General features: G+C 31.6%; 13 protein-coding genes and 1 tRNA gene. 7 read left to right on the forward strand and 7 right to left on the reverse strand.

Annotated features, from left to right (window positions below):
• Nucleotides 1-100: 100 nt before the first annotated feature.
• A complete protein-coding gene (prfA, locus tag DNG35_RS01135) occupies nucleotides 101-1,177 on the reverse strand; it encodes a peptide chain release factor 1 (protein ID WP_111125907.1) in 1,077 nt (358 codons plus the stop codon).
• A gap of 372 nt (nucleotides 1,178-1,549) precedes the next feature.
• Between prfA and DNG35_RS01145 the strand changes: the two genes are divergently transcribed.
• Together DNG35_RS01145 and DNG35_RS01150 are read left to right on the forward strand one after the other, a co-directional pair.
• On the forward strand, nucleotides 1,550-2,200 hold the full coding sequence (locus DNG35_RS01145) for an ATP-binding cassette domain-containing protein (RefSeq protein ID WP_111125909.1): 651 nt from the start codon (nucleotides 1,550-1,552) through the stop codon (nucleotides 2,198-2,200).
• Between the two features lie 80 nt (nucleotides 2,201-2,280).
• Nucleotides 2,281-3,426, forward strand: coding sequence for a geranylgeranyl reductase family protein (locus DNG35_RS01150; RefSeq protein ID WP_111125976.1), 1,146 nt, complete (start codon nucleotides 2,281-2,283; stop codon nucleotides 3,424-3,426).
• A 28-nt stretch (nucleotides 3,427-3,454) separates the two neighbouring features.
• Here the strand turns inward: DNG35_RS01150 and DNG35_RS01155 are convergent, their stop codons facing one another.
• The 4 genes from DNG35_RS01155 to DNG35_RS01170 all read right to left on the reverse strand — a co-directional run bounded on the left by DNG35_RS01155 (nucleotide 3,455) and on the right by DNG35_RS01170 (nucleotide 9,020).
• Entirely contained in the window at nucleotides 3,455-4,480 is a 1,026-nt protein-coding gene (locus DNG35_RS01155; RefSeq protein WP_111125910.1) for a DUF3078 domain-containing protein, read from the reverse strand.
• Between the two features lie 25 nt (nucleotides 4,481-4,505).
• Nucleotides 4,506-5,687 (reverse strand): AIR synthase related protein, encoded by a 1,182-nt coding sequence (locus DNG35_RS01160; RefSeq protein WP_111125911.1) that lies wholly within the window; start codon nucleotides 5,685-5,687, stop codon nucleotides 4,506-4,508.
• Between the two features lie 76 nt (nucleotides 5,688-5,763).
• The gene (locus DNG35_RS01165) at nucleotides 5,764-7,947 is read right to left on the reverse strand and encodes a glutamine synthetase III (RefSeq protein ID WP_111125912.1); all 2,184 of its coding nucleotides are present in this window, start codon (nucleotides 7,945-7,947) and stop codon (nucleotides 5,764-5,766) included.
• A gap of 122 nt (nucleotides 7,948-8,069) precedes the next feature.
• On the reverse strand, nucleotides 8,070-9,020 hold the full coding sequence (locus DNG35_RS01170) for a calcium/sodium antiporter (protein ID WP_111125913.1): 951 nt from the start codon (nucleotides 9,018-9,020) through the stop codon (nucleotides 8,070-8,072).
• Between the two features lie 112 nt (nucleotides 9,021-9,132).
• On the opposite strand from DNG35_RS01170, the gene DNG35_RS01175 reads away from it, so the two are divergent.
• Complete coding sequence (locus tag DNG35_RS01175) at nucleotides 9,133-9,318, forward strand: SsrA-binding protein (RefSeq protein ID WP_111125914.1); 186 nt, start codon at nucleotides 9,133-9,135, stop codon at nucleotides 9,316-9,318.
• Here DNG35_RS01175 and DNG35_RS01180 read toward each other — a convergent pair.
• Nucleotides 9,315-9,827: an adenine phosphoribosyltransferase gene (locus DNG35_RS01180; RefSeq protein WP_111125977.1), complete on the reverse strand. Its 513-nt coding sequence runs from the start codon at nucleotides 9,825-9,827 to the stop codon at nucleotides 9,315-9,317. The two genes, DNG35_RS01175 and DNG35_RS01180, sit on opposite strands and share 4 nt — an antisense overlap.
• Before the next feature lie 115 nt (nucleotides 9,828-9,942).
• Between DNG35_RS01180 and DNG35_RS01185 the strand changes: the two genes are divergently transcribed.
• The 3 genes from DNG35_RS01185 (at nucleotide 9,943) to DNG35_RS01195 (ending at nucleotide 14,646) form a co-directional block, all read left to right on the forward strand.
• Nucleotides 9,943-10,016: transfer RNA gene (locus DNG35_RS01185), tRNA-Arg, on the forward strand.
• Between the two features lie 483 nt (nucleotides 10,017-10,499).
• Nucleotides 10,500-10,775, forward strand: a complete 276-nt coding sequence (locus DNG35_RS01190) for a hypothetical protein (protein WP_111125915.1) — start codon at nucleotides 10,500-10,502, stop codon at nucleotides 10,773-10,775.
• Nucleotides 10,765-14,646: an NACHT domain-containing NTPase gene (locus DNG35_RS01195; RefSeq protein WP_146228814.1), complete on the forward strand. Its 3,882-nt coding sequence runs from the start codon at nucleotides 10,765-10,767 to the stop codon at nucleotides 14,644-14,646. Before DNG35_RS01190 ends, DNG35_RS01195 begins: the two co-directional genes overlap by 11 nt.
• Before the next feature lie 106 nt (nucleotides 14,647-14,752).
• On the opposite strand, the gene DNG35_RS01200 is transcribed toward DNG35_RS01195, so the two are convergent.
• Nucleotides 14,753-15,307 carry a hypothetical protein gene (locus tag DNG35_RS01200; protein WP_146228815.1) on the reverse strand — a complete coding sequence of 185 codons (555 nt, stop codon included), beginning with the start codon at nucleotides 15,305-15,307 and terminating at the stop codon, nucleotides 14,753-14,755.
• Between the two features lie 73 nt (nucleotides 15,308-15,380).
• On the opposite strand from DNG35_RS01200, the gene DNG35_RS01205 reads away from it, so the two are divergent.
• Nucleotides 15,381-15,626, forward strand: coding sequence for a helix-turn-helix domain-containing protein (locus DNG35_RS01205; protein ID WP_233494428.1), 246 nt, complete (start codon nucleotides 15,381-15,383; stop codon nucleotides 15,624-15,626).
• The last annotated feature ends 178 nt before the right edge of the window (nucleotides 15,627-15,804 follow it).

Raw genomic sequence — 15,804 nt, forward strand, 5'->3', positions numbered from 1 at the left:
TTTAAAACTTGGGCCATCCTATCTCGAAGCTTCTTGTATTTCAGCATCTCATATTAAAAATGGAATTCTGAGCCAAGCTCAGAATGACGAGCTATCACTTTTAGAACGCATCAGAAGATTCTTTTAATTTTTCGGTATTGGCAACCAATTGTAACTCGTCTATGATTTTCTGAATGTCACCATTCATAATATTCTGTAAATCATAAAGTGTCAGGTTTATTCTATGATCGGTCACTCGTCCTTGCGGATAATTATAAGTTCTAATTTTGGCACTACGATCTCCACTTGTCACCATCGAACCTCTTTTAGCTGCATCTTCAGCTTGCTTTTTTGCCAATTCCAAATCGTATAATCTAGAGCGTAACACTTTAAAAGCTTTTTCTTTGTTCTTGTGCTGCGACTTTTGATCTTGACATTGTGCAACAATTCCTGTTGGTTCGTGGGTAAGTCTTACCGCAGAATAAGTAGTGTTGACCGATTGTCCTCCAGGTCCAGACGAACAGAAATAATCAATCCGCACATCTTTTGGATCGATTTCGATATCAAACTCTTCTGCTTCCGGAAACACCATTACTGTTGCCGCACTGGTATGCACGCGACCTTGGGTTTCGGTTTGTGGTACACGTTGTACTCGATGAACTCCAGCTTCGTATTTTAAAGTTCCGTAAACATCTTCTCCCGAAACTTCAAATTGAATTTCTTTAAAACCACCGTTGGTTCCTTCGCTATAATCTACGGTACTTACATTCCAACCTTTGCTTTCACAATACTTGGTGAGCATTTTATAGATATCTCCTGCAAAAATACTCGCTTCATCACCTCCTGTTCCGGCACGAACTTCCACTACCGCATTTTTAGCATCTTCAGGATCTTTTGGCACTAGCATAAAGCGAATTTTTTCCTCTAATTGAGGTAGTTCTGATTTAGCTTCTTCCATTTGCATCTTCGCCATTTCTACCATTTCGGCATCGCTTCCGTCGGCTATAATTTCTTCTGCTTCAGCAATATTTTGTGTAAGTTCTACATATTTCTCACGCTCAACCATCAAAGCCTTTAGGTCTTTGTATTCTTTGGTAAGCTCAACATAACGTTTTTGGTCTGAAATAATATCAGGTTGGATAATTAGATCGTTTACCTCATCAAAACGTTGCTTAACAATATTTAATTTTTCTAACATATTCTTTCTTCGTAAGGTTGCAAATGTAGCTATTTTTTGGTGATTTTCTTCATTATACTTCAACTTAAAAATGTAAATTAGCTGTATGCTAAATCGTTTAAAACTTGTCTGGATTTTTTATTTTCCGTTTTTTCTATTTAGCTGTTTACTCAATATTTTTTTCTGTATTTCTGGGGTTTTTCTAGAAGTAGCTCTTTTAACTAAAATGATGCTTTTAGCACTGTATATTTATTGGAAAAATTACGACAGCAAAAACACCTATTTTATTTTTTATCAGAATTGCGGACTTTCAAAAAGACACTTATTTTTTAGTATTCTCTTATTTGAATTTGTTTCAACGGTCATTATTTATAAAATCATCCTTGAGTTTTTATGATTTTAGAAGTTGACAATATCGAACTGAGGTATAGTGAAAAACTTATTCTACAAGCAGTTTATCTAAAAACCGAAACCAGCAAAATTACAGGCATTTTAGGAAGGAATGGTTCTGGGAAAAGTAGTTTATTGCAAATTATCTTCGGAAATATTTCTCCCAAATACAAACTCATAAGAATCGACCATCAGCCTATCATCAAAAAACTTTATAAAACAGGTTTAGTAACTTATTTACCTCAACATCATTTTTTACCAAAACATCTTTCACTACACAAGATTTTCAATCTATATGAAGTGAAATGGGATAATTTTACAAACCATTTTGAACCTTTATCAAAACATAAAAACGCTAAAACAAAAGATTTATCTGGAGGTGAACAACGAATTGTAGAGATTTATCTGATATTAAAATCTAAGGTAAAAATCACACTTTTGGATGAGCCTTTTTCTAATATTGCTCCTATTTATATTGAAAAGATCAAAGGATTGATTGAACAAGAAAAACAACATAAAATTATCATGCTAACCGACCATTTATACGAAGATGTTTTAGATTTGGCAGACAACATATACCTTCTAAAAAACAGAAGATCAATTCTTATTTCCGACAAAAAAGGGCTTGAAGAATATGGTTATTTAACCCCTTAGGTTTATGAATTTTACCATTTTCTAAACAAAATCTATTGCAATCTATTTTTTTATATATTTTTACAGCAGTAAACCAGCCTATGGAAAATATCTACGATGTCGCTATAATAGGAAGCGGCCCAGCAGGAGCAGCAGCAGCTTACGAGTTAGCCAAACAGAATATAAAAACAATTATCATTGAAAAAGAAAAACTACCAAGGTATAAAACTTGTGGAGGTGGTTTTGTTTATAGAGGGCTAAAGAACATGCCCTTTGATGTTAGTTCTGCTATAGAAAGAAAATTTTACGAAGTTGAGATTATATTTGGAAAGAAAAATCTTGACTTTGTTACCAAACGTAAAAACCCGATTATCAGCATGATCATGCGAGATAGTTTTGACCATTTAATGGTAAAGGAAGCTGAAAAACTAGGGATTACCATTTTACAAGAAGCAAAACTCACGAATTTAATTTTTAAAGATACAACTACAAATATTGAAACCACTAAAGGCACCATTGAGGCAAAAATAATTATCGCTGCAGATGGTGCGTTAAGTCCAACTGCTAAACTCGCTGGGTGGGAAGAAACTAGAATGATGTGCCCGGCTTTAGAGTATGAAATAAAGGTTCCTCAAGAAGACTTTAAACGATTGTCAAAAAAAGTAAGGTTTGATATAGATGTTGTACCCTATGGATATGGTTGGTGCTTTCCAAAAAGAAATCACCTATCGGTTGGAGTAGGGAATTTCATGAAAAACAATTTAAAAGTAAATTTAAAAAAAGATTATCAAGATTATCTACAAACTTTAGGAATTCAGACGGTATTGGATGAGGAAGCTCACGGTTTTATAATTCCTATAAGTCCGAGGAAAGATGGTTTTGTCAAAAAAAATGTTTTTCTTGTGGGAGATGCCGCTGGTTTTGCTGACCCTATTACTGCAGAAGGAATTTCTAACGCTATTTATAGCGGTAGATTAGCTGCAAATGCAATTGCTGAAAACAAACTCAATATTGAAAAGGCTGGTTTTAGTTATCACCAAAAACTAGATAAGAAATTGATTAAAGAAATAGAAATAGGCATCAAGTTGTCTAAATTATTTTATGGTCAACGTCAACTCCGCAATTTACTTTTAATAAAATACGGACAAAGAGCAGCTGAATACATGACAGACATTTTTATGGGAGATCGGACATACCCAGCAGATATTAAGAAAAAAGTAAAGAAAAGAATTGGAATAAGTATATAAAAGAACTCTCCTATACACACCTTCAAACTTACAGTTCGACTATAACGCCTATTCCTAATTGTTGCTTCCACTGGATACGCGAACCCATATCGACCAATTCACCATCTTCGTTCGGTTCTTGTATTTTTACATCGTCATCATACTTTAGATGTGAACCCAATTTTGCCAACACATAATCATTTACCTGAAAATTAAGATTGAGTTCCCAGCTCACATCTACATTTCCAAAATTATTGAGGTAATCGGTATATAAACTCAACCGATGTTGCACCCCAATATTTTCGAAGATCTCTGCTTGATATTCGTTAGTAAACAAAAAACCCAGTTGTGTTAAGGTGTTTTCGCCTTCTTGTACCACATTTCCTTCTTCGTCGAGAACTGCTGGAGTAACACCAAAAGCACCTGCATTTGCCAATTCTTGGTCTAAAACAATGGTTGATTTTACCGTCATCGGAGAAATGTATAAATTTAGATTTTTTTCATCTAAATTATATTCTGTTCCCACCCCTAAAAAAGTATTGGCAGGAGACATAATCGTAGAAATTTCATCTTCGGTATTCGGGTAGTTATAACCATTTGAAACTTGCGTTATAAAATTGAATTTTGCAGAAGTATACCAATTCGAAAGTGTGTCTTGCCTGTAACCAAAAGTAGAATTCACCTCAAAATGATCGTCTGTTTTTCTTAGTTCTTGCTCTTTCTGTTTATTGATTCCGTATCGAAAAATAAGCTCGTTATTCCAACGAAAGTTTTTCTGCTTATAAATCCTTTTTACATCGACATTCAACAAACCGGAAACCGAGTTACTTCCTCCTGCATTCCAGTTAACAAAAGCTACTTCGCTAATGTCAAGACCAAAACGATTTACTTTTTCCCACAAACTTAAGAAAGGCATAAATTTTCTACGTTTGGTAATAGGTTTCGGTGGTTTGATAAAACTGATGCGTTCTTTGGGCGTAAGCCTATTCAACCCGACAATACTGTCTCTTTCTTGCTGCGCTTTCGCGGAAAATGCCATAAAAACGGTCAAGATGACAACAAAAATTGACCTCATAAATAAGATAGTTTAGATTTTTTACTTAGTACTCAAAACTGCCTTTGTCAGATTTTATTGTAAGTTTTTTTCCGTTTTCCGAAGCTTCTACTCTACCTACGATTTTGGCGTCTACGTTAAAAGATTTTGAAATATCAATCACCTTTTGAGCATTTTCTTCCGAAAGGTAAACCTCCAAGCGATGTCCCATATTAAAAACCTGGTACATTTCTTTCCAATCGGTTTGGCTTTCTTTCTGGATAAGATTAAACAATGGCGGAACCTCAAAAAGATCGTCTTTAATAATGTGCAAATCTTCTATAAAATGCAAGATTTTGGTTTGAGCACCTCCGCTACAATGCACCATCCCGTGAATATCTTTTACGGATAACTGATTTAAAATTTCTTTTACAATTGGTGCATAAGTTCGCGTTGGCGAAAGCACTAATTTCCCAGCGTCTAGTGGAGCTTTTTCAACTTCATCGGTAAGTTTTTTTGTACCCGAATACACTAGTTCTTCAGGAATCGAGCTATCAAAACTTTCAGGGAATTTTTCGGCTAAGTATTTATGAAAAACATCATGACGCGCAGAAGTCAAACCGTTACTTCCCATTCCGCCGTTGTACTCTTTTTCGTAAGTCGCTTGACCAAAAGAAGCCAAACCAACAATTACGTCACCTGGTTTGATATGGGCATTATCGATGACTTGATCACGTTTTATTCTTGCCGTTACGGTAGAATCTACAATAATGGTTTTCACCAAATCGCCAACATCAGCGGTTTCACCTCCTGTAGAATAGATATTCACCCCAAAATCACGTAGTTCTGAAATCAATTCTTCGGTACCATTGATAATTTCTGAAATGACTTCACCTGTAATGAGATTTTTATTTCTTCCGATAGTTGATGAAAGTAAAATATGATCGGTCACACCTACACAAATCAAATCGTCGATATTCATAATAAGTGCATCTTGTGCGATTCCTTTCCATACAGAAGTGTCGCCCGTTTCTTTCCAATACATATAAGCGAGTGAAGATTTTGTTCCAGCACCATCTGCGTGCATCACCAAACAATAATCATCATCATTGGTTAAATAATCGGGAACAATTTTGCAAAATGCCTTTGGAAAAAGCCCTTTATCTACATTTTTTATTGCTTTATGCACTTCTTCCTTCCCAGCAGAAACTCCACGTTTCGCATATCTTTTACTAATATCTTTACTCATCTTGTCTAAGGATTTGATTGCAAAAGTAAGGAATAAAAAAAATCCCATTCGAAAAATGGGATTTTTTAAGTCAACATTATTTTGTGAATAAGAGTTCACGATACTTGGTTAACGGCCATATTTCGTCATCAACCAATAATTCTAACTTATCACAATGATATCTGATTACTTCAAAATAAGGCTTCACGTTATCGCAATACGCAAAAGCTCTTTTTTCAGAATCCATAATTTTATTTGCTTTTTTACGCTCTTCAATCATATCGGTAATGCCAGAGTTGATTTTTTCGATATGTGTAGAGATTTGCTCGATGAGCGAAAGCTGTTCTTGTGCATATTTCTTAAATTCAGCACCAAAAATCTCTTTTAAACCTTTTACGTTTTTAATTAAGATGTTCTGATACTTAATAGCCGTAGGAATCACATGGTTTCTTGCAATATCACCTAAAACCCTACCTTCTATCTGAATACGCATCGCATATTCCTCTACAGCGATTTCGTGACGTGCCAAAACCTCAACTTTATTCATAATGCCCAAGTCTTCGTACAACTTAATAGTAGAGGCCGCTTTTTTTACTTTTAAAGCTTCTGGAGCGGTCTTGTTATTACTCAACTTACGTTTTTTGGCTTCTTTTTCCCAAGCTTCACCATAACCATCGCCCTCAAAACGAATACGTCTAGAATCTTTTATATACTCTCTCAAGACATTAAAAATCGCATCGTCTTTTTTCATTTTCTTTTTGATCAAGGCATCTACTTCTGCTTTGAACTCATTTAATTGCTTAGCTACGATAGCGTTTAATACCGTCATCGGATTGGCACAATTTGCTAATGAACCAACTGCCCTAAATTCAAATTTATTTCCTGTAAAGGCGAAAGGTGAAGTTCTGTTCCTATCAGTATTGTCTAATAAGATTTCAGGAATCTTACCTACCACATTAAGCTTTAATTCTGTTTTCTCTTGTGGTGACAGTTTGCCATTGGTCACTTTTTCTAACTCGTCTAAAACTTCGGTAAGTTGCGAACCAATAAACACCGAAATGATAGCTGGCGGTGCTTCATTTGCTCCCAAACGATGGTCGTTTGAAGCCGAAGCGATAGAAGCTCTTATTAATTCTTCATTGTCGTTTACTGCTTTGATGGTGTTGACAAAGAAAGTTAAAAACTGTAAGTTTTTCATTGGCGTACTACCTGGACTCAATAAGTTCACACCAGTATCTGTACTCAAAGACCAGTTGTTGTGTTTTCCACTTCCGTTTACACCTGCAAAGGGCTTTTCGTGAAATAAAACTTTAAAATAATGGCGTTCTGCTACTTTTTCCATCACATCCATCAATAACAAGTTGTGATCCACCGCAAGGTTGGCTTCCTCAAAAATTGGAGCCAATTCAAATTGGTTGGGAGCAACTTCATTGTGACGTGTTTTTACGGGAACTCCCAATAACATGCATTCGTTCTCAAGATCACGCATAAAATCGAGTACTCTTCTCGGGATCGAACCAAAATAATGATCGTCTAATTGTTGTCCTTTTGCTGGAGAATGACCAATGAGTGTTCTCCCTGCTAAAGTAATATCTGGTCTAGAGTTGGCAAGCGATTTATCTACTAAGAAATATTCTTGCTCCCAACCTAAAGTCGCTACTGTTTTAGTTACTTTTTTATCGAAATATTTTGCTACTTCTGTCGCCGACTGATCTAAAACCTGTAACGATCTTAAAAGTGGCGTTTTATAATCTAAAGCTTCGCCTGTATAAGAAACAAAAACCGTAGGAATACATAAAGTTGTTCCTAAAAGAAAAGCTGGAGACGTTGGATCCCAAGCGGTATAACCACGAGCTTCAAAAGTGTTTCTAATCCCCCCATTAGGGAAACTTGAAGCATCTGGTTCTTGCTGCACTAAAGCTCCCCCACCAAATTTCTCGATCGCCATACCATCACCAACCGTTTCGAAAAAGGCATCGTGCTTTTCTGCAGTTGTTCCTGTAAGTGGCTGAAACCAGTGTGTGTAATGTGTTGCGCCTTTAGCAATTGCCCATTCTTTCATTCCTGTGGAAATGTGGTCTGCTAAATTTCGCTCTATTTTTAAACCTTTGTCAATCGCGTCTTTTACTCCGTTGAAAGAGTCTTTAGTAAGATACTGACGCATCGCGAGTTCGTTAAAAACGTTTTTTCCAAAAATTTCTGATCTTCGTGGAGCCTCGTTTACACTAATGCGTTCCCTGTTAGAACTTTCTTTTAATGCTTGAAATCTTAAAGTAGCCATAAAAATTTTATTGATTTACGGCACAAAAGTATGCTATTTTTATTTACACCCCTAACTTTTAGGGGGTAATTTTTTAAAAATTAAATATTTTTTAAAAATAAAATAATTTTTCCAGGGGCTATTTACATAAAAACCATCAAAACAAAGACCGCATACCCCAAAAATAGTAAAAAACCCTTGTAACGACTTATCTCATATTTTTTTGGAATAAAAACTAACGGAAATAACACAAAAGCAATACCAAGCAACCACCACATATCTTTGGAAAGAACTTCTGCCGATTGCATTTGAATAGGTTTGATGATAGCCGTAATTCCTAAAACAGAACCAATATTAAAGATATTTGACCCAATAAGATTTCCCAGTGAAATTGCTTTTTCCTTTTTGATTGCCGCAATTACCGACGCTGCTAATTCGGGAACACTTGTACCAATAGCAATCATCGTTACCGAAATTACACGATCACTCACGCCAACTTTTTTAGCTAAATTTACAGCCCCTTCTACCAAAAAACCTGAACCAAAATACAAACCTGCTCCACCAATAAGAAGCCAAGTGATAATTTTAAAATAAGGTACTGATTTAAGTTTATCATCTACTTCTTCTACATCAACTGCTTTTTTATTTCTTTTCGCCCTGAGCACTAACAGTGTCACATATAGGGTAATCGCAAGGGCCAAGACTACACCTTCTAATATATCTATTTTAGCATCGTTCCACAACATATAATAGAGTGCTAAAGAAAACAACATCATCACTGGCCAATTGAATTTATAGAAATCTTTATCGATAATTATTGGGCTGATCATTGCCGTAACCCCTAAAACCAATGCGATATTAGCGATGTTAGAACCAATCACATTTCCTAAACTTATGTCTGAAAACCCATCTAAGGCAGCTTGCAAACTCACCAAAAGCTCAGGCATTGAAGTCGCAAAAGAAACCACCGTTAAACCAATGACCATTTTTGATAGTTTGAGTTTAAAGGAAAGCCCAACAGAAGATCTGACTAGAAATTCTCCACCCACAACTAGACATGTTAGACCAATAACAATATATAATATAGGTAGCATATGCGTTTTATTTTTGGCGAAGATAAAGGTTTTATTCTTTTGAAAGTAAATTCAAAAATTCGAATTTCAAATTTTTGATTATCAAGTATTTTGTATCTTTAAAAGAAAAATAATGAATTTTAAAACATCATTTTTTAGAGGACTTTCTAAACTAAATAAATTATTACTACCTAATTATAGTAAAAAAGGTCTTTCATTAGAAAAAGCAACTAAATTTCAGCTGGCAATTATTGGCTGGAAATATTGGGTAACAAAAAATGCTGCGATTAATCCAAATCAAGAAGTTTCCGAAAATTAATCCCCAATAAGACTAACTACCTCTAGGTGATTCAATTTCTTTCTTCCTTCTAAAAAAGTTAATTCGATTAAGAAATTGCATTGCACAATTTCACCACCTAAACGTTCAATCAATTTACAAGCTGCGTTTGCGGTTCCTCCAGTAGCTAAAACATCATCATGAAGCAACACATTTTCGCCTGGGTTGATAGCGTCTTGATGAATTTCAAGGTTATCTGTACTGTATTCTAACTCATACGATTCCTGTAACGTATTGTAAGGTAGTTTTCCTTTTTTCCGAATAGGAACGAAACCTGCATTCAACTCTTTAGCCAACAACATCCCAAAGAAAAAACCACGCGATTCGATTGCTGCCACTTTATCTATTTCTTTCCCATCAAGTCGATTTATAAATTCTTGCAAACAATAATCAACCGCTTTGGTTTCTAACAATAAAGGTGTAATATCTTTATACAGAATTCCTTTTTTTGGAAAATCCGGAATCACCCTAATAAAATCGTTTAAATTCATTTCTGCCATTTATATTCTTCGAAGATATACATAAGGTTTAGTTTTTAAAATTTGAAAATCCCACAAAACACTTTGCAGGTTTACAAAAAAAGAAATATATTTGCACCCGCAAAAAGGCCTCGTGGCGCAACTGAATAGCGCATCTGATTACGGCTCAGAAGGTTCCAGGTTTGAATCCTGGCGAGGTCACTTTTAAAATTAAGCAACTTTCTGAAAATCAGTTAGTTGCTTTTTTGTTTATATTTAATTCTTATGTTTTGTGACGAAAATTGTTACGATAATTCTATTTTTCTCACTAGTTTCAAAATTAAGTAAAAGGCATTTTTAAGTAAAAGCAAAACTCACACAGAGAGAAGCTTTAAAAGGTTTTTATCAAAAAAAAAGGTTTAAAAGTTTATAATTATATATAGATAACAATAGCTGTTACAGTTAGTACTTAATCAGCCTAGTAGTTTACTTCCAAAAATATGTTCAAAGAAGTTTAAAGCTCAGCCCCACCCCTTTATTTTATTTTCATTTTCTTTTTCTAGGTAAAGGGGGTTAAACATACACAGATCGTAATGAGTCGTTTTAAGTAAATTTTTAAAGTTAAGATAGTGTTTAAAACTCTTTATTTCAATCCTCTATAAAGAAATTTTTAATTCTTATTTTTACTTATCAAACTTTCATCATATGAATCCATTTATAAAAGTAATAGTAGTTGTTTTAAATCTTACAGTCCTTTTCCTAGCAATTAAATGGTATTTTTCAGACACAAATAATTATGAGCCTTTAATTATTTTAATCACTCAATGTATAGCAATACTTACTTTGACATTTGAAAAAAGAATTACTAATAAAATAAAAAAATCGAATAATATAAGAGCTGATTTTTACTCTAATACACACAGTACAAATATTGTTGAAGATGTTGAAGATTCAGATATTAAAATTAAGAATGAAAAGTAAATACAAAAATTTATTATCCAGAATTAATATCATGATAAATATCAATATAATTAAAGGGGTAAAAAATGCATTTATTGAACTTCAAAACAATTCTTCATCAGAAGAATCAAAAAATAAAAAAATTGTATTTAAAGATTTAGTTAAAACAGATTTTCAAAGTTTAAACACAGGAATAGAAGGACATTACGAAGAAAGATTATATAAAGATAAAAATCATCCTAATCAGAGTGATAACCGATTCCTTCACAAGAAAGACAGAGTCAAGATAGAGGATATTCTGAAAAAAACTAATAAAATAGCTCTTTTAGGTAATGCAGGAATTGGTAAAACTACTGAATTGAAGAGTATATTTAATTTTGCTTGGAAAAAAAGATTTATCGACAATAGATATCCTTTGTATATCGATTTAAAATCTTTTAGACAGACAACAAAATTAGATGATTTAATAGTCTACAGTAACTGGAAAAAATTACCTAAATTATTTTTGATTCTTGACGGTCTAGATGAAGTATCAGATATTCAAGATGTTGTTTCTGAAATTGAAAATTTTATTGTTCAGAATAAAGAGCTTGACATTAATTATATTATTAGTTGCAGAACTAATATTTATGAAAAATATTTAATAAATCTGAATGAATTTAAAGTATACTATCTTTCAACTTTAACCTACAAGCAAAGTGATAATATATTAAAAAACAACTATGACATACATTTAACATATGAAGATTTACATATCTACCGAGATTATATAGAAAACCCTTTTCATATAAAATTATTTGCTAACTATTTTAAAGAAAGGAAACAATTTCCTAAATCTACTGCGGAGATGTGGAACTTAATTATCAAAGATGAAATAAATAGACTATTTATAAATAAAACTAAAAAAAGAAACAAAGGAATTGATTTAACTAGCTTAAATCTCTTTCTAGAGAAACTTTGTATTACCAATGAATTATGTCAAAAAAATATTATTTCTGATGAAGAATGCTCTAAAATTTTAAATCCTAACGAAAAAAAATTATTTCAAGAATTACCATTTATCGATAAATACTCTGGAAATAATAATTACTTTTTTAGACATCGTAATTATCAAGAGTTTTTTGCTGCAAAATACATATCTAAACTAAATCCTGAAAAAATAGTTCAACTAATCAAAATAGAAGGAACAGAAAGAACAAAACCTTCTTTACTTAATGTATTATCTATATTACTAAACATTCTAGAGGTAGACAAAAGAAAGACTTTAGTTAACTGGCTTCTTAAGAATGAACTTGAAGTTCTTTTTTTATTAGAGGCTGAAAAGATTGATGAAACTTTAAGAAACAATATATTTAAATCATATTTTGAAAATATTTGTATTGAAAAAACTTTCTGGATTAATAATACAAATAATATTAAATTAAAGAATTTATCTGAATTTGCAAATTATGATTTTTTATTGTCCATTATACAGGACAACAAACAAATATTCAGAACCATTATTTCCGCATTTGATGTATTAATTAGTAAGAATCTGAACAGCATACAGCTATCAAAATTAAAAAATGTAACACTTAAGATTCTTAGCAAAAGAAATCTAGACTCAACTAAATCTTTAAAATCTGATAATCAGATAAAGGAAAGTATTTTAACAAAAGTTCAATATCAAAAACTTCACTTAAATGATGAGCTATATTTTGAAACAGCTTTTAGGCTTTTATACAGGTCGAAAAACTTAGATATATTTAAAAGATTCATTTCGATGGTTGCAGATTTTGAAAATCCAGATAAATACTCAAATTTAATTTTAAGGAAATCAGATTGTCTTTACAGTCACAAAAGAGAAGTAGAGCTATTGAGTCCAAGTGCAGATTTTTCAGATTCACTTTTAAAGATTACTGCAAAATCAAACAATAAAGAAAACTTTATATCTTTTCTAAGATACATTATTGACTCAGATTATGGTATATACGATAAGGTTTTTGATAAATATGATAAAAAACACCTAAATAATATTTTAAAAAAACATCAGTATTTCTTTAAAAAATACGGTAATGAATACTTAACTAAAATCTTAGATTTATTTTTAAGTATTAATCTTTTTTATACAGAAAAGGGATTGTTTGATTTATTTATTAATTCTACTAATTCAGAAGAGTGTAGCTTTGAATATATTTTTTCTAAACAACTATTTAACAACAAATCATATCAATTACTAATACGTTTATGCACTAAGCCAAGCATTGATTTTATAGTTGATTCTTACAACAAAGAACAGTATGATGAAAATACTATAAAAGATTTTGAAAGATTTAGAAACCATCTATTTTACAGAACAACAGACGAAGATGAGAAAAATAACTTAGGAAAGTATTTTAACGATAAATTTATTAAAGCAGGATTAAAATTTGAAAAGAAACTTCCTGCTTACGAAGAGTTTCATTTTGAAGAAGAGCAAAATAAAATTATAAGAAATCAAAACTTTGAATTAGTATTTGATTTGAAGCTCCTTTTAAAAAAAATAAAAGACATATACATTAAATCAAATAAAGATAGACTATCTTTTGATGAGGTTTTTGATATGCAAAAAAAGTGGTATAGGGAGGGTGGATACCACAATATGATTAACACAGTATTTGATACTATTTTGACGTTTTTACGTGCTGAATCAAAAGAGCCTATTACTTATAGTAAAATAGAATCATTTCTAAAATTAGATTATAACTATTTAACACTAATAAACAATAACCTTAGCCAAAGAAATAAACCATTAAACTTGAAGAAAGAACACATTGATGTTATTAATACATTGTGTATCTCTTTGATAAATCAATTGGAAAATAATGACTACAAAAATGTCATAAAGGTAAACAAAGAAGATGGCTACAAATACGAATATTACCCTAATTTAAATATAATTAGCCTATTGTATAGAATTGACACTAAGCTAGAAGGAGTTAAATTTCCTCAATCTTTCTATGAAAGCACACTCTGTTTCTGTGGAGCTATATCAATACACAGTGATAATAATATTTTTGAACACATAGAGTCTAATATTGATTCAAAATATCGATTAAAAGAGTTAGTAATAAAAAATCTTAAATCTCTTAATCTAGACTATCAATCCTTGAAGCTTCACTCAAATTATGCCGTAGATAAAAATTTAACTGAAGTCTTCAGTATCATCGAAGATTTATTAATAACACTCGACTCTTTCTATTATCCTAACAAGTTACTTGAAAAGTATATAAAATCCATTAATTATGATAATAGTTTCCTAAAGAGATGTTACACCCAAAATGATTCCGTCATTTGTTGGGAAGCTATCGATATATATTTCCGTCAATACAAAATAGGAAATTTAATAAATGAAGTTACAGAAATAGCAATAGCCTATCTTGAAAAAGAATCACGTGGCGATAGAGCTAGAGATTTTAAGGCAAAACTATCTCTTGAAATTCTATTCTATACAAACAAAAATTATGCTCTTGAATTTTATTGGAATAACTTAAGTGAAAATACATACAGAAAAGATTTTGAAGCACCATATATTTTATGTTTTCAACAATATAAGCACTTTAATGAACTAGATTACTTAGAAAAAATATTCAATGTAGTTTATAAAGATGATGATAAATATAGAGACTTTAATTCTTCAATACAGTTTTTAACTAAAATTATCTGTCATCTAGCAACCATTGATTATAAAGTAATTTATAATTTCTTAATCAAATTAAAATCTGATATAAGTAAGAATAATGATACAAAAATGAAAACAAAAACCTTTTATATAAACAACATTTTAGATTCAGCCGAAGATGCTTATTATCAATCTTTAGTGAGAAAATTAACTTTTGATGAAGCTAAAAAAATTGTTTTTGAAATTCAATAATAAAAAATCACAAAAATTATAATCTATCAACTATTTCACTTCTAACTTAATTCATCTACATAGTTACTAAATCTATGTTTACCTTCGTCCCTATACCTTCCAAGATTTAAAATCCACTTGTAGCATCATTTTTTATTGCTGATAAAGAAGCTATGGCAAATTCTATTGTAGATGTTCCTGTTACTCTTCCGTCTTTAAATTCTGTTTCTTGAGGTTTTAAAACTAAACTTATTAGTACTTCATTTCCTCCCCATAGCAAACCCATATTCTTATCTAAAACTTCTGATGGATTACCCAAAGCAATTTTGATTTTATCTGCTAATGAGTAAAACTTTTTAATCACAAAAGAATCATTCATCGGCTTTTCTATAAAAATAACAGCGTTTATCGATTCAAGCTTTTTACTATCTCTATCAAAATACAACTGAAAGCCATCTATTTTTTCATTAAATAGATGTTGTAAATCAGACTCTTTTGGACTCCAGAGACAAATTATTTTATCAGGATTATTAACTTTCAATTCTTTTAAATATTCAAACTCTGTAATATTTGTACCTAGCTTGACTGTTTTAAAACCATCTTTTTTATCTACTTCAAGATTTTGGGCATTACTTATTAACGAAAAAGTCATAAAGAAATAGAGTAGTAATAAATTCTTCATATCTAAAAAAATTAGGGTTTGGTTTCCAAATATAAACAAAATGACATATCGGTCATAACGTTTGATTGAATAAATGTTGACTTTTCACCTGATGGATGAAGAGTTAAAAAAAAGAACTTTACTGTTGTTAGCCAGCAGAATAAAAAATGTTAGGGTAAGCAAAAATATCACTCAGGAAATTGCTTATAACGACACAGGCATCCATTTCGGAAGAATAGAACAAGGAAATAGAGATATATCTTTTACCACCCTAGTAAAAATCTGTAGCTATTTAGAGATAGAGCCTGAAACACTACTTAAAGATTTATTTCCAGAATAAAATCTCACTCAAAATTTAAGTTATTTATTTACAGTAAAAAACCTGCTAAACACTATTTACCAACACCTTACAGGTGTAAAACAAATTCCTGCTAGATTAGGGTATAGCACGAATATTTATATATTGAATAATTATCAATTATAATTAATTGTAGCCATATTACCAATGTTATTATATT

Source organism: Mesonia sp. K7 (genome assembly GCF_003233725.1).
Classification (GTDB): domain Bacteria; phylum Bacteroidota; class Bacteroidia; order Flavobacteriales; family Flavobacteriaceae; genus Mesonia.